This is a genomic window from Gemmatimonadota bacterium, assembly GCA_039715185.1.
In the GTDB taxonomy this organism is placed as follows: Bacteria; Gemmatimonadota; Gemmatimonadetes; order Longimicrobiales; family RSA9; genus DATHRK01.
The window spans coordinates 25142-43931 of record JBDLIA010000011.1 but is presented as its reverse complement, the minus strand read 5'-3'; the positions used below and the strand labels follow the sequence as shown (position 1 = coordinate 43931).

At 67.3% G+C, this 18790-nt stretch carries 16 protein-coding genes and 1 rRNA gene; 4 read left to right on the top strand and 13 right to left on the bottom strand.

Annotation, left to right across the window (positions count from 1 at the left end):
• Positions 1–204: 204 nt before the first annotated feature.
• The 13 genes from ABFS34_03800 to ABFS34_03740 all read right to left on the bottom strand — a co-directional run bounded on the left by ABFS34_03800 (position 205) and on the right by ABFS34_03740 (position 14496).
• A 23S ribosomal RNA gene (locus ABFS34_03800) occupies positions 205–3195 on the bottom strand.
• A 283-nt stretch (positions 3196–3478) separates the two neighbouring features.
• Positions 3479–5572, bottom strand: a complete 2094-nt coding sequence (locus ABFS34_03795) for a hypothetical protein (protein ID MEN8374549.1) — start codon at positions 5570–5572, stop codon at positions 3479–3481.
• 155 nt (positions 5573–5727) lie between these two features.
• Positions 5728–6558 carry a PHP domain-containing protein gene (locus ABFS34_03790; GenBank protein ID MEN8374548.1) on the bottom strand — a complete coding sequence of 277 codons (831 nt, stop codon included), beginning with the start codon at positions 6556–6558 and terminating at the stop codon, positions 5728–5730.
• A 117-nt stretch (positions 6559–6675) separates the two neighbouring features.
• Entirely contained in the window at positions 6676–6930 is a 255-nt protein-coding gene (atpC, locus tag ABFS34_03785) for an ATP synthase F1 subunit epsilon (GenBank protein ID MEN8374547.1), read from the bottom strand.
• Entirely contained in the window at positions 6930–8357 is a 1428-nt protein-coding gene (gene atpD, locus ABFS34_03780; protein ID MEN8374546.1) for a F0F1 ATP synthase subunit beta, read from the bottom strand. The genes atpC and atpD overlap by 1 nt, the downstream gene beginning before the upstream one ends.
• Before the next feature lie 98 nt (positions 8358–8455).
• Entirely contained in the window at positions 8456–9337 is an 882-nt protein-coding gene (gene atpG, locus ABFS34_03775) for an ATP synthase F1 subunit gamma (protein ID MEN8374545.1), read from the bottom strand.
• Positions 9338–9531: 194 nt separating this feature from the next.
• Positions 9532–11094 (bottom strand): F0F1 ATP synthase subunit alpha, encoded by a 1563-nt coding sequence (gene atpA / locus ABFS34_03770; GenBank protein ID MEN8374544.1) that lies wholly within the window; start codon positions 11092–11094, stop codon positions 9532–9534.
• Between the two features lie 48 nt (positions 11095–11142).
• Complete coding sequence (gene atpH / locus ABFS34_03765) at positions 11143–11694, bottom strand: ATP synthase F1 subunit delta (GenBank protein ID MEN8374543.1); 552 nt, start codon at positions 11692–11694, stop codon at positions 11143–11145.
• 6 nt (positions 11695–11700) lie between these two features.
• The gene (gene atpF, locus ABFS34_03760; GenBank protein MEN8374542.1) at positions 11701–12270 is read right to left on the bottom strand and encodes a F0F1 ATP synthase subunit B; all 570 of its coding nucleotides are present in this window, start codon (positions 12268–12270) and stop codon (positions 11701–11703) included.
• Between the two features lie 83 nt (positions 12271–12353).
• Entirely contained in the window at positions 12354–12623 is a 270-nt protein-coding gene (atpE, locus tag ABFS34_03755; GenBank protein ID MEN8374541.1) for an ATP synthase F0 subunit C, read from the bottom strand.
• 216 nt (positions 12624–12839) lie between these two features.
• Positions 12840–13721 carry a F0F1 ATP synthase subunit A gene (atpB, locus tag ABFS34_03750; protein ID MEN8374540.1) on the bottom strand — a complete coding sequence of 294 codons (882 nt, stop codon included), beginning with the start codon at positions 13719–13721 and terminating at the stop codon, positions 12840–12842.
• Positions 13722–13885: 164 nt separating this feature from the next.
• Positions 13886–14260, bottom strand: coding sequence for a hypothetical protein (locus ABFS34_03745; GenBank protein MEN8374539.1), 375 nt, complete (start codon positions 14258–14260; stop codon positions 13886–13888).
• On the bottom strand, positions 14257–14496 hold the full coding sequence (locus tag ABFS34_03740) for an AtpZ/AtpI family protein (protein ID MEN8374538.1): 240 nt from the start codon (positions 14494–14496) through the stop codon (positions 14257–14259). Before ABFS34_03740 ends, ABFS34_03745 begins: the two co-directional genes overlap by 4 nt.
• A 257-nt stretch (positions 14497–14753) precedes the next feature.
• Here ABFS34_03740 and ABFS34_03735 point away from each other — a divergent pair, with 257 nt between their 5' ends.
• The 4 genes from ABFS34_03735 (at position 14754) to ABFS34_03720 (ending at position 18790) form a co-directional block, all read left to right on the top strand.
• Complete coding sequence (locus tag ABFS34_03735) at positions 14754–15242, top strand: BsuPI-related putative proteinase inhibitor (protein ID MEN8374537.1); 489 nt, start codon at positions 14754–14756, stop codon at positions 15240–15242.
• A gap of 155 nt (positions 15243–15397) precedes the next feature.
• Positions 15398–16420 (top strand): MoxR family ATPase, encoded by a 1023-nt coding sequence (locus tag ABFS34_03730; GenBank protein ID MEN8374536.1) that lies wholly within the window; start codon positions 15398–15400, stop codon positions 16418–16420.
• A 76-nt stretch (positions 16421–16496) separates the two neighbouring features.
• Positions 16497–17801, top strand: a complete 1305-nt coding sequence (locus ABFS34_03725) for a hemolysin family protein (protein MEN8374535.1) — start codon at positions 16497–16499, stop codon at positions 17799–17801.
• Positions 17798–18790, top strand: a complete 993-nt coding sequence (locus tag ABFS34_03720; protein MEN8374534.1) for a pyridoxal-phosphate dependent enzyme — start codon at positions 17798–17800, stop codon at positions 18788–18790. Before ABFS34_03725 ends, ABFS34_03720 begins: the two co-directional genes overlap by 4 nt.

Genomic DNA, 18790 nt, shown 5'->3' with positions numbered 1-18790 from the left:
ACCTCGACGATTCTACACGGCGCCATTTCGCTGCGGATTCTTGACAAGAACGAGCGAACTGTCCGCTTACTCGCCAAGAGGTCCGCGCGCGATGGGGCCGCGTGCGCAAGAAAAAACAAGGGTGAGTGGAGGGGGGCCGCGGCAAGCGGCCGTGTGGCGTTGTTGTGCTACGTGCGGTGCGTGGTCCGCCCCAAATTCGGGGGGGCGGCCAAGCCTCTCGGGCGATTAGTACGGCTCGGCTGAGGCGCTCGCACGCCTTACACCTGCCGCCTATCAACGTCCTAGTCTCGAACGTCCCTTCAGAGGGCTTGCGCCCTGGGAGTGCTAGTCTCGAGGGGGGTTTCCTGCTTAGATGCTTTCAGCGGTTCTCCCGTCCGAACGTGGCTACCCGGCACTGCCCCTGGCGGAACAGCCGGTACACCAGAGGTCCGTCCATCCCGGTCCTCTCGTACTAGGGACGGCTCCTCTCAACACTCCTGCGCCCGCGACGGATACAGACCGAACTGTCTCACGACGTTCTAAACCCAGCTCGCGTACCGCTTTAACGGGCGAACAGCCCGACCCTTGGGACCTTCTCCGGCCCCGGGATGCGATGAGCCGACATCGAGGTGCCAAACCGCCCCGTCGATATGAACTCTCGGGGGCGATAAGCCTGTTATCCCCGGCGTACCTTTTATCCGTTGAGCGATGGCCCTTCCACTCGGAACCACCGGATCACTAAGACCAGCTTTCGCTCCTGCTCGACGTGTCCGTCTCGCAGTCAGGCTCCCTTCTGCCTTTGCACTCTACGCGCGATTGCCGACCGCGCTGAGGGAACCTTCGCGCGCCTCCGTTACTCTTTCGGAGGCGACCGCCCCAGTCAAACTGCCCACCTGCCGGGGTCCCGGGGGAGGATTCACTCCCCTCGGTTAGAATTCCTACGCAACGAGGGTGGTATTTCACCAATGGCTCCCCGCACCCCAGAGGGCACGGTTCACAGCCTCCCACCTATCCTACGCACGTAACGCCGAAATCCAACGGCAGGTTGCAGTAAAGGTGCACGGGGTCTTTTTGTCCTGTCGCGGGGAATCGGTATCCTCACCGATACTCCAATTTCGCCGAGCCCATGGAGGAGACAGCGCCCAAGTCGTTACGCCATTCGTGCAGGTCGGAACTTACCCGACAAGGAATTTCGCTACCTTAGGACCGTTATAGTTACGGCCGCCGTTTACCGGGGCTTCGGTTCAGAGCTTCGCTCCCGAAGGAGCTAACCCCTCCCCTTAACCTTCCGGCACCGGGCAGGCGTCAGTGCCTATACGGCGTCTTGACCGACTTCGCAGGCACCTGTGTTTTTACTAAACAGTCGCTTGGGCCGATTCTCTGCGGCCTCCTTCGGCTCTCGTCCGCTTGGAACAATCACCTAACGGAGGCACCCCTTCTCCCGAAGTTACGGGGTCATTTTGCCGAGTTCCTTCTCCATGGATCACTCGCGCACCTGAGGCTTCTCGCCTCGCCTACCTGTGTCGGTTTGCGGTACGGTCGGGCCGCGCATTCCACTGCGAGGCTTTTCTTGGCGGCATGCTACAGAAACCCTTGGTTCAGCCCGAAGGCATCCTCTTGGCGTCCGGCCTCACGTATAGCAGGGCGGATTTGCCTACCCTGCCACGCTACACCGTTGCATCGGGACTTCCATCGCCCGACGGTCTCCTCGCTTCCGCGTCCCCCCTCAGTGTCAAACACACACGTCCCGGCACGGGAATCTTGACCCGTTTCCCATCGCCTACGCCTTTCGGCCTCGGCTTAGGGGCCGGCTAACCCGGAGCGGACGAACCTGCCTCCGGAACCCTTAGGCTTTCGGTGACGGGGATTCTCACCCCGTTTCTCGCGTACTCATTCCGGCATCTTCACTTCCCAGCGCTCCACCGCTCCTCACAGAACGGCTTCTATGCCCTGGGAACGCTCCCCTACCATGAAAACGTAGTTTCCATCCGTGGCTTCGGTGACGAGCTTAAAAGTCCCGACCATTTTCGGCGCAGGACCACTCGACTGGTGAGCTATTACGCACTCTTTAAAGGAATGGCTGCTTCTAAGCCAACCTCCCAGCTGTCTGAGCAATCCCACATCCTTTCCCACTCAGCTCGTACTCCGGGACCTTAGCCGACGGTCTGGGTTCTTACCCTCTCGCGACTGAACATTATCGCACAGCCCCTGTCTCCCGGGCGAACGTCTAAAGGGCATTCGGAGTTTGCTTGGACTCGGTACCCCCCAAGGGGCCCTCACCCATGCAGTGCTCTACCTCCCTCAGACCACACCCGAGGCCGTACCTCAATACGTTTCGGGGAGAACCAGCTATCTCCGCGCTTGATTGGCCTTTCACCCCTATCCACAACTCATCCGAGCAGTTTTCAACCTACAACGGTTCGGCCCTCCACTGGGCTTTACCCCAGCTTCAGCCTGGCCATGGATAGATCGCTGCGGTTTCGGGTCTACCCCTACGGACTATGTCGCCCTATTCAGACTCGCTTTCGCTACGGCTCCGGACCGTAAGCCCTTAGCCTTGCCCGCAAGGAGTAACTCGCCGGATCATAATGCAAAAGGCACGCAGTCACACACGTGACCGCCGAAGCAGCCACGCACGCTCCTACCGCTTGTAAGCACACGGTTTCAGGTTCTATTTCACTCGCCTCCCGGCGTTCTTTTCACCTTTCCCTCACGGTACTTGTGCACTATCGGTCGCGGACTAGTATTTAGCCTTGGAGGGTGGTCCCCCCAGATTCAGTCAGGACTTCCCGGATCCCGACCTACTCGGGTGCCTTGTTCACTGCGGTTTCGCGCTTCGCCTACAGGGCTCTCACCTCCTTCGGCGGGCCTTTCCAGGCCGCTTCGACTCACGCGTCTCCTACAGCGGGCTACGCCCCAACAAGGTCCCTCAACCCCGGATCCCGTAAGACCCGGTTTGGGCTCTTCCCCTTTCGCTCGCCGCTACTCAGGGAATCTCTGTTGATTTCTCTTCCTCCGGGTACTTAGATGTTTCAGTTCCCCGGGTTGGCTCCCTCCTAAGAGGGTGACGAGGTATAACCCCCGCCGGGTTTCCCCATTCGGACATCTGTGGTTCAACGCCTGCGTGCGGCTCCCCACAGCTTTTCGCAGCTTGCCACGTCCTTCATCGCCTGTCCGCGCCTAGGCATCCCCCGTGTGCTCTTACCTCGCTTGGCCTGCCTCCGTCTCGCCCGGCAACTCGCGCACGATTAGACCCAACGTACGCTCGCGCCGAGACTCAACCGTGCAGACCCTCACACCGTTTCGCCTAACCGCTTACCTCATACCTCTTCCCCTACTCCACTCACCCCTATTGTCAATCAGCTTTGCCGCCGCACAAAACCCTCTCGGATCTCTAGCGGAGCAGGGTAGGATAACGGTCCCGGAAGCGTTGGTCAACGGTGCGAACCGAGCTATCGGGGGTCGGGAGCGCCGCTGCGTCCCGACCCCCGAAACAGGGTCAGGGGCCGCTCGCCTCGTCCAGATCCAGAATGATGAACTCTCGCTCTCTGCGGACCTTCTCGCCGTCGGATTCGATCTCCACCGCGAGCCGGTAGGCGCCGGGGTCGAGTCCGCGTCCGTCCACGGTCCGAAGCACCTGTACGGCGCCACTCTCATCGGGCCGCACAAGGTCTTCGAACTCCAACTTGATTTCGCCCGAGCCGCCCCCGAAGAGCCTCTTGAAAAAGCCTCCGACTCCGCCCTCGAGCGGCCTTACCGAGATGGAGGTACGGATCGGGTCGCCCGTAGCGTCCAGCCCGTACAATTCGTAGAACAGCGTGACCGTGCTGCCCTGTGGATAGCGGCGCGGAGGAACCAGTCCCAGGCTCACCTCGCCCCGCGTCCAGGAATCGCCCGCCTGCCCCAACACGATGTCACTGATCGCCAGGTCGGGACCGCTGAAATCGGGGATCTCGATCGGCCCGCCGTAAGCCCCGCCCACCTTGCCCTGTCCGGTGGTGCGAAGGGTCACCGTATGCGTATAGGACTCCCCGGGCGGCACCGCTATCTCCAACGCGGTCCGCAGGTGCTCGCCCTCCCCCAGGGCTGCCCCGGAAGAGAACGTGCGCGCCGTGTCCGCGCGGAAGAATTCCTCCCGCACCGTGTCCGCGACCGCGAGCACGACCTGCACCGGATACAGGAAGCTGCCCGCTCGCTCCTCGCTCGGAAGCTGGTCTCCTGGCACCGCGAAGGCCACGACGAGATCCGTATCAGCGCCCCGGCCCTTGAACGCGTAGGTGTCGTAGAAGAACGGGATCGGTTCGCCCAGGTCGGTGGCATAGCTGTCCCGCTCCAACCCCTTGAGCGCGTCGCGCCTGGCGTCGCTCTCGAAGCGTATCAGATCCGAGGTCAGGGCGAGCGAGACGCGCTGGACATCGGCTGAGCTCTGCGCGTTGGCGAGCTCGTTGCTCGTCGACCGAAGACGTGTGGCCTGGATGCCCAGCCGGGGGTCGAAATCGCGCCTGTCCTCGAGCGCCTCGATGACGAGGTCCACGTTGCCCGCGTTCACCTGGGTCGCGCGCCCGAGACATGCGCTGATGGGGCCACTCACCATGGAGAACTGCTGCCCGCTCCCGAGCGCTGCGAAGTGGAAGACCAGCCTTCCCCTCGGCCTGCGATAGAGCCAACTCTCGTTGGGGTTCGCGCAGCTGGACGTGCGGATCACGTCGTCGGGCTCGCCGTGCAGCAGGTAGACCGTGCCACGGTCGTCCAGCCCCAGATCCCGCCCTTCGACCAGGACCGTGTCGCCGGATAGCCCGTCGTTACCTATCATCTGGATCCGACGCTTGCCCGCCCGCCTGTACATTTCGCTGGCGAAGGCGATGCGTCGATAGTGCTCGGCGACGCGTTCTTCGGGGTTCGCCCCCGTCTCCGAAGCCCGCTTGCGCCAGAAATTCCTCACCCACTCCGCCCGCTCCGCCTCCGAGCCGCCCCAATTGGCGCGTTCGCTGGGTCGCACGATGGGGCCCAGTTCGGCGTAGTAGAGGTCGGCGCCCTCCGAGCTCGCGTCTTCCAGTCCCGAGTAGTACGCGATGGCTCCCAGGCTGTCCCTGCTCAGCGCGAAGTGGGAGCGGGCTTCGGCCAGGAAGGCGAGCGACCGATCGGCGCCCAGCTCCGCGGCGCGCTGGGCGAAGGAAGCCGCCTCGGGGTCCTCGCGCAGCGCCGCGACTCGCGCACGCCATACCCAGACGTCGGCGTCGGCGTCCGCGTGCTCCGTGGCCGCCGCCAGACCACCGGCCGCCTCCCCCAGCAGGTCGTCCTCTCGCGAGGCTACGGCGAGTTCAGCGAGCGCTATCGCCGCGGGTGGAAAACCGGGGTCGAACTCCAGGGATCGTCGAAACGCCTTCTCTGCCTTCGAGACGTGGTCGCGCCCGAACAGGCCCAGGAAGTCCTCCCACACGGTTACCGCATCGAGGATGCCCAGCGGCGATGGAATCTTCTGATCCCCGTCGTCCAGCAGCGATCTGCCGTGCTGGTAGTAGGCGAGCGCCGAGTCGGGGTCCGTCTCCTGGGCGACTGCGTCCGCGCCCGACACGGCGAGAGCCGCACCCACGAGGGCGCACGCAACGCCCACCAGGGCGAGTCTATGCGAATGCAGTGGTCGTTTTTCCAGCGATTGGGCCGACGCGCAAGTCGGCCCACTGCCGCGCATGAGCGACATATGGGTGTTCCTCCAGCCGTGGCGTGGCGGCGCGTGCTTCTAACCGCCTATGTGGGGCTTGTTCCGGCCCGCGGGACGGCCAGTCGTGCGAGCAACTCCCCGACCTCATCGGCGTCCACGGAGAACGTACCGAGCGGGACATCCCACGGGCCGTGCCAGTCGGAGCCCCCCGACGTCAGCAGCCCTCTGCTGCGCGCCAACCGGACCACACGCCTGGTGGCTTCTCGGGTCTGTCGAGGCCGATACGTTTCGATTCCGTCCAGGCCGACCGACACGTACCCGTCCAGTTCTTCGGGCGACGCCGCCGGGGGTGGGTGTGCCCATATGCTCAGACCCCCCGCGTCGTCGATCCGTTGGATGGCGTCCGCGACGGACACGGCGTCCGCTGGCACGTACGCCGGGGCGTCATCGCCCAGATACCGCGCGAACGCCTCACCGTGGGACTGCACGTAGCCGAGCGCCACGAGCACCCTCGCCAGGTGGGGCCTGGCGAGGGGAGCGCCGGCGGCTTCGCCTTCTACGCGGGCAGGCTCGACCTCCACGCCGAGCCGCCCCAGGGCGGCGATCATCTCCCGCATGCGGTCGGCGCGCATCACGCGGGCCTCGGCGGCGTGCCGCTCCATGACGGGGCTATCGACGTCGATCCCGTAACCCAGGATATGCCGCTCGCCGCCGGTCCCGCTGGCGGAGATCTCGATGGCCGGGACCACGCGCAGACCCGGCGGAGCCGATGCCACGAGCGGCGGCACGCCCGCCACCGTGTCGTGGTCCGCGAGGGCTATGACGTTCAGGTCGCCCTGGAACGCGGCGGCCGCCACGGCCTCCGGGGACAACGCACCGTCCGAGGCCGTGCTGTGGATGTGTAGGTCTATGCGCACGGGCCCGTGCGCGCGCACGCGCGGCTGCTGAACGACGAAGGGGAAGGCGCCATGGCCTTCCCCTCTGCAAATCCCGTGCGGCCCCGCGGACTTCCTACCCGCGGCCGCCGGCCGCACTCACGCGGAGCTCGCTTCCTCCGTCAGGATCGAAACCACGTCGTCGGCCACCTGCAGGAAGCCGCGCGCGATCGTCAGCGTATGCGTCTCCTCGGCCGAGTCGATCCTGAGCTGCCCCTCGCCGAGCAATGCCATGAGCGGCGCGTGCCCGGCGAGGATCCCGATCTCGCCATCCCAGGCGGGCGCGACGACCTGCGTCGCCTCGCCTTCGAACGCCGTGCTCTGAGGTGTTATCACCGACACGCGCAGGGCCATCAGGCGCCCTCCTGCTCCAGGCGCTTGGCCTCCTCGATCACGTCCTCGATGCCGCCCTGCATGTAGAACGCCTGCTCCGGCAGGTGATCGAACTCGCCCGCGACGACGCGCTCGAACGACTCGATCGTATCCTCCAGCTTCACGTACTTGCCGGGGCGTCCGGTGAACTCCTTGGCCACGTTGAAAGGCTGGCTCAGGAACTGCTGGATCCGGCGCGCGCGGTTCACGACGACCTTGTCTTCCTCCGACAACTCGTCCATGCCGAGGATGGCGATGATGTCCTGGAGTTCCTTGTAGCGCTGCAGGATCCGCTGAACCTCGGTGGCCACGGCGTAGTGGCGCTCGCCGATGAACTGCGCGTCCATGATGCGCGAGGTGGAGTCGAGGGGGTCCACCGCTGGGTAGATGCCCAACTCGGAGATCCCGCGCGAAAGCACCGTCGTGGCATCCAGGTGGGCGAACGCGGCCGCGGGCGCGGGGTCCGTCAGGTCGTCGGCGGGCACGTAGATCGCCTGCACCGAGGTGATCGAGCCATCGCGGGTAGAGGTGATGCGCTCCTGCAGCTCGCCCATCTCGGTGCCGAGCGTGGGCTGGTAGCCCACCGCGGACGGCATGCGGCCCAACAGCGCGGACACCTCCGAGCCGGCCTGCGTGAAGCGGAAGATGTTGTCGATGAACAGGAGCACGTCCTGCTTCTCGACGTCGCGGAAGTACTCGGCGATCGTGAGCCCGGACAGACCGACCCTCAGGCGTGCGCCCGGAGGCTCGTTCATCTGCCCGTACACGAGGGCCGTCGAATCGAGCACGCCCGACTCCTTCATCTCGAGCCAGAGGTCGTTGCCTTCACGCGTGCGCTCCCCGACCCCACAGAACACCGATCGTCCGCCGTGCTCCTGGGCGATGTTGTTGATCAGCTCCATGATCACGACGGTCTTGCCCACGCCGGCGCCGCCGAACAGACCGGTCTTGCCGCCCTTCACGTAGGGGGCGATCAGGTCGATGACCTTGATGCCGGTTTCGAAGATTTCCGTCTTGGGCTCGAGCTGGGTGAACTTCGGCGCAGCGCGGTGGATCGGCCATCTGTCGACCGAGGGGTCGATGTCGCCCTGCTCGTCGACCGGCTCGCCCAGGACGTTCAGGATCCGGCCCAGCGCCGACTCGCCGACCGGAACCGCGATGGCGCGTCCCGTGTCGTGCACATCCATGCCCCGGACGACGCCGTCCGTGGACGACATCGACACCGCGCGAACCTGGCGCCGGCCGATGTGCTGCTGCACCTCGGCGACGAGGTCGATGCCGGGCTCGCCGTCTCCGCCCGCCTGCTTCAACTCCAACGCGTTGTAGATGTCGGGCAGCTCCTCGGTGTCGAACTCGACGTCGAGGACGGGCCCGATCACCTGCACGACCCTCCCGGTCTTGTCGGCCATCTCTTTATCCCTGTGTCACGCGGCCGGGCCCGTTGCCCCACCGCAAAAAACACCACCCGTTGGCCGGCGCGCTTCGCCCACGCGCGGGCACTGCGCTTCTATTCCAGCGCTGCCGAGCCGCCCACGATTTCGGCCAGCTCCTGCGTAATCTGCGCCTGCCGCTCCCGGTTGTACTTGCGCTGCAGCGCCTCCAGAATGTCGCCGGCGTTGTCGGTGGCGCTCTTCATGGCGGTGCGGCGCGCGCCCTGCTCGGCGGCGGCCGTCTCCACCAGCGCGCCGTACACCGAGCTGCGCACGTAGAGCGGCAGCACCTCGTTCAGGATCCGGTCCGCCGACGGCGACAGGCTGAAGTTCGCCACCCAGCGGCCGCGTTCTTCCGCGGTCTCCGACGCTGCTTCGGTCTGGACGGGCAGGATGCGCTTGGCGAACGGCGGCGTGGACATCGCGGAACGGAACTGCGCGTAGATGACCCACACCGCGTCCAGCTCGCCGCCCTCGTATGCCCCCATCAGGTCGTCCACCAGGCCGGCCGCGTCCTCCAGGGAGGGCCTGTCGCTGATGTCCGTCCGCTGGGAGGCCATCTCCCAGCCGCGGAAGCGGAAGAAGCTGATGCCCTTCTTGCCCACCACGTGCAGGTCGACCTCGACCCCGTCTCCGCGCAGACGCTCCACCAGCTCACGCGCCTCCCGGATCAGGTTGACGTTGAACGCCCCCGCGAGACCGCGGTTGGAGGTGAGCAACACGACCGCCGCGCGGCGGACCGAATCGGGCTCGCGCAGGAGCGGGTAGCGCTCGCGCAGCTCCGGGTCCAGGAGCCGCCCGATGACGCCCCGCAGGCCTTCCGCGTAGGGCTTGGCCGCTTTGACCCGGTCGCTCGCCCGCTTCAGCTTGGATGTGGCGACCAGCTCCATCGTGCGCGTGATCTGGCGGGTCTTGCCGACCGACCGGATGCGCCGTTTGAGTTCCTGGCCCTTGGCCATCTAGTGTACCGTAACGGAAGTTGGGTGTGCGCCGAAGCGCGCGCAGCACCGGCGAAGCAAGGCGCCGCGACGAAGCGTAGCCATAGCTACGGTGAGGAGCGGCAACGATGCGCTCGCGGGATGCAGCGCGCGCTGAACGCCACCGACACTTCTGTTCCGGTACACTAGCGACCGTTCTCCGTGGTTCGCATCGCTCAGGCCGCCTCGGCTTCCCCGCCCGACTCGAAGCGGTCGTGGAAGGTGGTGATGGCCGCCTTCAGGTCCTCCTCCAGCTCGTCGCCGAGTTTCTTCTCCTCGCGCACCCGCTCGGCGAGTTCACCGCGCTGGGTTCGGACGAACTCCAGGAAGCCGCGCTCCCACGCGCGCACCTTGTCCACGTCCACCTTGTCCAGGTGCCCGTTGGTCACCGCGTAGATGACCATGATCTGATCCTCCACGGCCATCGGCGCGTACTGCGGCTGCTTGAGCACCTCGACGATCCGCTTGCCGCGCTCGAGCTGACGCTGCGTGGTGGCATCCAGCTCGGACCCGAACTGCGCGAAGGCCTCCAGCGCGCGGTACTGCGCGAGGTCCAGCCGCAGGCGACCGGCGACCTGCTTCATGGCCTTCACCTGGGCCGCGCCCCCGACCCTCGAAACGCTCAGGCCGACGTTCACCGCGGGTCGCACGTTCGAGTAGAACAGGTCTGACTCGAGGAAGATCTGGCCGTCGGTGATGGAGATCACGTTGGTGGGGATGTAGGCCGACACGTCGCCGGCCTGCGTCTCCACGATCGGCAGCGCGGTCAGCGACCCGCCGCCCTGCTCGTCGGCCAGCTTGGCCGCCCTCTCGAGCAGACGCGAGTGCAGATAGAAGACATCGCCGGGGAACGCCTCGCGCCCCGGCGGACGGCGCAGCACCAGCGACAGCTGGCGGTACGCCTGCGCCTGCTTCGTCAGATCGTCGTAGATGACCAGCGTGTGCTTGCCCTGCCACATGAAGTGCTCGGCGAGGGCGCAGGCAGCGTACGGGGCGATGTACTGCAGAGGTGCCGGATCGCTCGCGTTGGCCGCGACCACGATGGTGTAGTCCATCGCGCCGCGTTCCCTCAGCGTCTCCACCACGCTCGCGACCTTCCCCGCGCGCTGGCCGATGGCGCAGTAGACGCACACGACGCCCGTGTCGCGCTGGTTGATGATCGCGTCCAGCGCGATCGCCGACTTCCCGGTGCCGCGGTCGCCGATGATCAGCTCGCGCTGACCGCGACCGATGGGGATCATGGAGTCGATCGCCTTGAGGCCGGTCTGGAGCGGCTCGGCGACCGGCTGGCGCTTCACGATTCCCGGAGCCACCACGTCGATCTGCCGGCTGCCGGCCACGGGGTCGATGGGACCCTTGCCGTCGAGCGCCTCGCCGAGCGGGTTCACGACCCTGCCCAGGTAGCCGTCGCCAACCGGGATGTCGAACACCCGCCCCGTGCGACGCGCGGCGTCCCCTTCCTGCAGGGCCGTCCAGTCGCCCATGATCACGGCGCCGATGTTGTCCTCTTCGAGGTTCAGCGCGAGCGCGCTGATCACCTCGCCCGACTCGGACGACGTGATCTCCAGGATTTCGCTCGCCATGGCCTTCGAGAGCCCGTATATACGGGCGACGCCGTCCTTGACCTCCAGGACCTCGCCGACCTCGTCGACCTGAATGTCGTCCTCGTAGCGCTCGATCTCGCGCAACAGGACTTCCTTGATTTCTCCGGCGCGAAGCTGGGCTTCGGTGCTCGCCATCGTCTGGCTCCGTCTCGGTCGTTCCGGCGCTTCCTCAGCGGGAAGCGATTATCGCATCAATTCCGCCGACAGCATCGCCCGCCGCATGGCAATCAGGCGCCGCCGCAGGGTCCCGTCTATCACGCGGTCCTCGTATCGCACCCGGATGCCGCCCAGGATCTTCGGGTCCACCCGGAAGTGCGGGATCAGCAAGCGTCCCAGCCTGCGCGACAGGGTGCTGGAGATTTCCTCCTCCAGCCGCTCGTCCGGCTCACGCGCGAGCGTGATCTCGGCTCGCAGGTGCCCCTTCGTGTCGTCGCGAATGGTCTGATACTCGCGCGCGATCTCGCCCAGCAGGCGCTGCCGGCGCTTGTTCACCACCACGAGCACGAAGTTCACGAGCAGCGGGTGGAACTCGGCGCCGAGCGCGGACCGCAGCACGGACTTCTTATCCGCGACCTCCACCGTGGGCGCCTCGATGAACTGACGCACGCGCGGCTCCTGCCGGATCAGCTCGGCGAGTCGCTGCAGCTCCTCGCCGAAGCGATCCGCGACGCCGTTGCGCTCGCCGATGTCGTGGAGCGCGGAGGCGTAGCTGCGCGCGACGATCGTGCCTTCCACGGCGTGCTACGCGCGCTCGAGGCCGGCACCGGCCTCGGCCAGGAACTCCTCGACCAGCCTTCGGTCGTTGTCCGCATCCATGCGCTCCGACACGAGCTTGGACGCGGCGGCAAGAGCCAGATCGACGGCCTCGCGGCGCACGCTTTCCACCGCCCGTTCGCGCTCACGCTGGATGTCGGCGCGGGCGCCGTCTACCAACTCCTGCTGCTCGGCGCGCGCGCGCTCCAGCAGCTCGGCCCTGAGCTTTTCGGCGTCCTGCTTGCCCTCGGCGATGATGCGCTGCGCCTCGTCCTTCGCCTCGGCCAACTCCGCGCGCTGCCGCTCGAGCAGGGCCGCCGCGTCATCGCGCGCCTGCTTCGCGTCGTCCAGGCTGTTCTGGATGCGCTCCTCGCGCGCCGCGGCGTAGCCCAGGATGGGCGGGAACGCCCACTTGGAGAGGACGAACAACAGACCGAGGAAGATCACCCACGTCCAGAAGGACACGCCGATCTCCAGGTTGAAGATGTTCGGCGTTTGCTCCGCGGCTCCCTCCACGGCGTCATGCGCTTCCTGCAGCAGCAAGAAAATGGCGTTCATCGTCTCTCAGGGTCACTCCCGCCGATCCGGCCAGCGGCGCTCAGGCCCGCCGGCCGGACCACCGGGAGATGTCGTATCGGTCCTCAGGAAATCGGGATCAGCAGCGCGATCACGAGCGCGAACATCGCCGCACCTTCGATCAACACCGCCAGGATCAGCGCGGCCGTCTGGATCTGACCGGCCATCTCCGGCTGCCGCGCCATGGCCTCGGCCATGCTGCCGCCGATGCGGCCGATTCCGAGTCCCGCCCCGATGACGGCGACACCAGCGCCCACGGCCCGACCCAGCATCGCCAGGCCCTGGCCCCCGTCGACCGCAGCGGCGTCCTGAATCACTCCAAGAATGGAGAGCATTGCTCCTCCGTATTTGTGAGCGGGCCCCATTTTCGCCGTCCCTCGCCTCGACGGGAGCGCCCGCTTGCTCCCACGTAGGCGTCGCCGCTACCGGCCGCACGCGGCCCACGGCTCTCCCCGGCCACGCGGCCGGGTACTCGTTCGACGGGCGCGCCGGGACGCTGGCACCCGAAGGCGGAGGCCACGAGGGCGCCCCCGCTCGCCCGGCCTCCCCCGCTAGTGGGGATGCCGAATCAGCCCTATGAACACGGCGCTGAGCATCGCGAAGATGTAGGCCTGGAGGAACGCGACCAGGATCTCCAAGAGCATGATGCCGACCGCCATCGAGATCGGCGCGACCCAGATCAGGTTCAGCGCGAGGCCCGCCGTCACCGCCATCCCCGTGAACGCGAGGACTACCGCGTGGCCGGCGGTCATGTTCGCGTAAAGCCGGATCGCGAGAGCGAAGGGCTTGGTCAGCTTGCCCAGAGCCTCCACGGGGGCCATGACCATCATCAGGATCGCCGTGCCGATCAGCGGCAGGCCGGAGGGCGCAAAGAAGATCGTTTTGGAGTAGCCCACCGGACCCAGCTCGCGCATACCGCCGACTTCGACGACGATGAACGTCAGCGCGGCCAGCGCGGCCGTGACGGAAATGTTTCCCGTGGGGCTAGCCCCCCAGGGCACGAGGCCCAGCAGATTGCCCATCAGGATGAAGAAGAAGACGCCGACCACGTACGGCGCGTAGCGCTCACCGCCCGGGCCGACCCCCTTCATGGCTATCTCGTCGCGGACGAAGAGGACGAACGCCTCGACCACGTTCGCCGCGCCCTTCGGTCCGCGCTCCGACCCGGCGGCGCGCGCGCGCTGGGCGTGCCGGGCGGCCGGGATCAGCATGAGCATGACAAGCGCGGCCGCCAGGATCAGGAAGACCACGTGCTTGGTGATGGAGAAGTCCAGCGTTAGCGGGCCGATGTGGACGGGGTCGAACCGCGGCAGCGGGATCACCCAGGAGCCGATCTCGAGCTCGTGCGAGTCGGCCAGGTGATGGAGAATCATCTCCCCGATGTCGAACTCGCCCTCCTGGGCGGATTTGAGCAGCGGCAAGAACGATCGCATCTAGTGTACCGTAACCGAAGTTTCGATGGCATTCAGCGCACGCTGCATCCCGCGAGCGCATCGTTGCCGCTTCTTACCGTAGCTACGGCTACGCTTCGTCGCGGCGCCTTGCTTCGCGGGCGCTGCGCGCGCTTCGGTGCACACCCAACTTCCGTTACGGTACACTAGGTGACTCTTCCCGTCGGTTCGTTTTTTCGACGCAGCGCCCACGGTTCCAGCAAGGCCAGCGCGAACAGCAGCGCTATGGCCGCCAGTAGGGTCGGGAGGGGCGCAAACGGTCCACCCCTCGTCAGCCAGACGCCCAGCCCTATCACCACCCCGAGCCGCAGCACCATGCCGCCCGCCCACGCCGCCAGAAACTCCGTCGGCCGACCGGCGGCCCACACCAGCGCTCCGAACGCGGCCAACTGCACCGCGAGCGCTAGCGCCCCGGCCAGCAGGAACGCTTCCCAGTGCTCACGCGCCAACGCGCTCCCCAAGCCCACGCCCGCCGCGACGATGACAGCGCTCGCGGCCGCGTAATGCAGCCAGCGCCTCACCCGGCGCCGTCCCCTGGCCCCTCGCCCGGCATCAGTCGACGGATCATATAATAGATCCCCGCGCCTGCTCCAAGGAGCGCGCCCAGGACACTAAAAAGCGGCTCCGTTCCGGCCCAGCGATCCAACGCCCCTCCTCCGAAGAAGAAGAGCGTCGTGCTCGCGGCGATCGTCATGGCGAATCCAAGCGCCTCGGCGCCAGACACCCCGCGCCTTCCCTGCGGATCCGGACTCGTCATGCCGAGTCGACTCCCCGAACGGTGACCGGCTCGTTTGCAGCGCCCTAAGCTACCCGCTTGTGAAATTTTTCGCAAGCGTCCGGAGGACCCTCTGGACGGCCCTTTCACGGGGCCCGGCGCGCACCAGCTAACTCATTGCTGTGTACTGACTTCAATGATTGGCAATGGAAACGGCGGTCGGCCTCCGCGGCTTGACGGGCGGGCCTCACATCGAGCACCTTCTTGCACTTGTCAATGGCTCCAACGGTGGTCGACGAATGCATCGTTTTTTCATCGCGGGCGTGGGCGCGCTGACGCTTTCGTGCGCGGGTGGCACCGACGGCGGCACGCAGAACGGTTCGCCGGCGACCGATGATGGCGCGGCGGCGGCCGAGGCACCCGCCGACCTCGCGACGTCACTGATCGCGCGCGTAGCCGAGCGCGACGTGGCCGTCGTCCTCAGCATCACGAATGCCGGCGGCGAGGCCGTGCGACTCGATTTCAACTCCGGGCAGCGTTTCGATGTCTCAGTTTCCGATGTCGAGGGCGAGGAAGTGTGGCGCTGGTCGGAGGGCCGCTCCTTCATCCAGGCTCTCGGTTCCGAGACGCTGGCTCCGGGAGCGACCCTGAGCTATGAAACGAGCTGGCCCGAACCTGCCGCTGGAAACTACCGAGTGGCGGGTTGGGTTACGGCCAGCAATAGGGACATCCGGCAGGAAGTAGACGTGCGGGTGCCGCTGGACGGAGAGGGACCCCAGGGACCGTAGGCGCACTATTCGGGGTGTGGGGGGCGGTGGTCTCCGTGCCGGAGCCGAGTAGACCGACGCCGCCCGAGCGTTCAACGCGGACACTACGAGACTCGCAGACGGGAGGCGGGTACGACGCCTTCGCGCGTCCCCCCCGTTGCCGCCCAAGGTTGCCCATGGAAGCCAGCGCAGCACCCCGCATAGAAGACGACAAGGACGTCGACCTGCTCGGCAAGCTGGGCGAGTCTCGGCGCTCCCTGGAGCACGAGATCGGGCGGCGAGTCGTCGGTCAGGCGGACATCGTGGAAGGGCTCCTGACCGCCATCCTGGCCGATGGGCACGCGCTGCTCGTCGGGGTGCCGGGGCTGGCGAAGACGTTGCTGGTGTCGACCCTGGCGCAGGCGCTCGACCTGAAGTTCAGCCGCATCCAGTTCACCCCCGACCTGATGCCCGCCGATATCACGGGCACGGAAGTGCTGGAGGAGGACCGCTCCACCGGCAAGCGGGTGTTTCGCTTCATGCAGGGACCGATCTTCGGCAACATCGTGCTGGCGGACGAGATCAACCGGGCACCACCGAAGACGCAGGCGGCGCTTCTGCAGGCCATGCAGGAGCGATCGGTCACCGCCGGCAACGAGACGTTTCGGCTGTCCCCACCGTTCTTCGTGCTGGCGACGCAGAACCCCATCGAGCAGGAGGGCACCTACCCGCTGCCCGAGGCCCAACTGGACAGGTTCATGTTCGAGTTGCGTATCGGCTATCCCACGCGCGAGGAAGAGGAACGCATCGCCATGGAGACCACCGGCGCGCCGGCCGAGCCGATTCATCCCGTTATGACGGGCGCCGAGCTGTGCGATCTCCAGGGCCTCGTGCGGCGCGTCCCCGCGCCTCCGTCGCTGGTGCAGTACGCGGTGCGCCTGGTCCGATCCACCCGCCCGGAAGAGGCCGACACTCCCGAACTGACGCGGAGCCTGGTATCCTGGGGGGCGGGACCGCGCGCATCCCAGTATCTTGTGTTGGGGGCCAAGGCCCGCGCGGCCATGGACGGACGCGGGGTGCCGAACCTGGAGGATGTCCGCGCCGTGGCGCCGTCGGTCCTTCGGCACAGAGTAGTACCGAACTTCGAGGCGGAAGCGGAAGGTCGCGACGCCGAGAGCATCGTCGACGAACTGATCGAACGAAGTCGTTCATGGACGTAGAACTAAGCAGCGACCCTCCTAGACCGGGTCCAGCGCGCCGAACGGATCCCCCGCGCGCGCGCGCCCTCCGCCAATCGTGAACCCCGCCGCGCTGGCCGCGCTGATCGTAGTCGCGGCCGCGGGCGTCGTCGTGTCCGCGCTACTCACGCTCGTCGAGACCGCCATCTTTTCGCTCGGCCCGGCGCGCCTACGGACCCTCGAAGAGGAGGGTTTCCATGACCACGAGCGGTTGATCGGCCTGCGCGAGCGGCCGGTCTACCCGCTCGTACTGCTGCGGTTCGGCACCGCGTCGGCGGACGCGGCGACGGCGGCGTGTCTGGGTGTCGCCGGCTACGCCGGTGCCGGGCCGCTCGGCGCCGCCGCCGGTTTCGTGGTGGCGGCGCTCGCGATCCTGACCCTGGGCAGCCTGTGGCCGGCGCGCTACGCCGCCGGCAGGAACGTGCGCGTGGCACTGGCCGCCGCGCCCTGGCTGGACCGGGCGGCGCGCGTGGCCAGGCCGGCGCTGGCGCCGTTTCGCGCCTTCGTGGAGGGGCTGCCCGAGACGTCGTCGGGTCTCATGGAGGTCGAACCGGAAGACGAGATCCGGCAGTTGGCATCCCTGGGCAGCGACGAGGGCGTCATCGACGACACCGAGCGGCTGCTCCTGGAGCGTGCGTTCCGGCTCGACGAAACGCAGGCGCACGAGGTGATGACGCCGCGCGTGGACGTTTTCGCGTGGCGCGAATCCATGACGCTCGGCGACATCGCGTCGGAGTTGGCGCTCGTGCCTTTTTCCCGCATCCCCGTCTACGGCGAGAGCATAGACGAGGTCACCGGGGTCCTCTACGTGCGCGACGCCTATCAGGCCCTACTCCGCGACCGCAAGGATGTGGCGCTGTCGGACCTGGCGCGCGAGCCGCTGGTGGTGCCGGGGTCGATTCGACTCACGGGTCTCCTGGGCGAGTTCCAGGCCCGCCGCATCCACCTGGCCGTGGTCATGGACGAGTACGGAGGCACGGACGGGATCGTCACCCTCGAAGACATCCTCGAGGAGCTGGTCGGCGAGATAGTGGACGAGACGGACATTGCCGAGGAGCCGATCCTGCGTCTTTCGCGCTCCGAGATAGTGGCCGACGGAGACGTGGACCTGCGCGAGTTGAACCATCGTTTCAACGCGCGGTTCCCGCTGCTCGAGCACAGGTCGCTCAACGGCTACGTGCTGGAGGAGCTGGGACACGTTCCCTCGGTGGGCGAACGCCTGGTCCGGGAGGGCATCGAAATCGAGGTCGTGGAGGCGAGCGAGACGCACGTGATCCGCGCCCGCCTGAGGCGGCAGCAGCCCATGCCCGACCTGGCCGCCGACACGCGCTCCCTGCAGGAGGCGACTCGGCCGGGGCGGTGAGGCCGGGCGCTGGTGATCCCGCCCGGCCCACGGCGGGCCAGGTTCGGGAAGCCGCCGGGCGGCTCGCGCCGCACCTGGCGGCGACCCCGCTACGGCGCTTTCCGGCGCTCTCGGAGTCGCTCGACGCCGACGTCTACCTCAAGCTGGAAAACCGCCAGCCCACCGGATCCTTCAAGATCCGCGGGGCGCTGAACGCGCTGCTGCCGGAGGCCGGCGGGCCGGGTCCGGTGGTCGCCGCCTCGGCTGGGAATCACGCCTTCGCGCTCGCCCACGCCGCGCGCCTGGTCGGCCGCGAGGCCGTGCTGTTCGTGCCCTCCGACGCCCCCGCCGCCAAGATCGCGGGGGTGCGCGAGGCGGGCGGTGAGGTACGGCTGATAGACGGCGGCTACGACGACGCCGAGGACGCGGCGACGCGGTGGGCCGCGTCGGAGCCGGCCGCCGACCTGATCCACGCCTTCGACGACGCGCGCGTGGTGGCAGGACAGGGTACGCTGGGCCTGGAGATCCTGGAGCAGCTCCCCGGGGTCCGGGCCATCGTCGCCCCGGTGGGCGGGGGGGGCCTTCTCGCCGGGCTGCTCACCGCGTGCGACGGCAGGGGGGTCGACGTGGTGGGCGCGCAGGGCGACCGCACGCGGGCGATGCACGACGCCCTGCGGGCCGGCGATCTGGTGGAAACCCCCGTCGTGCCGACGCTGCTGGACGGGCTGGCCGGACGCACGACCCGGCGAGCCCTGGATCGCTTGCTGACTCGCGAGGCGCGCGTGGAGCTGGTGCCCGAAGCGGCGACGGCCGAGGCCATGCGCAGGCTGCACGCGCTGGGAATCAGGGCCGAGGGGTCTGGGGCGGTCGCGCTCGCGGCGCTCGCTACCGGCGCCGTCCGGACCGCCGATCCCGTCGTCGTCATCGTCAGCGGCGGCAACATCGACGACGAAGCGCTCGCCGCGGTTCTTGCGGGAGAGCGGCCTCCGCTTCCAGGCACGGGCGACTGA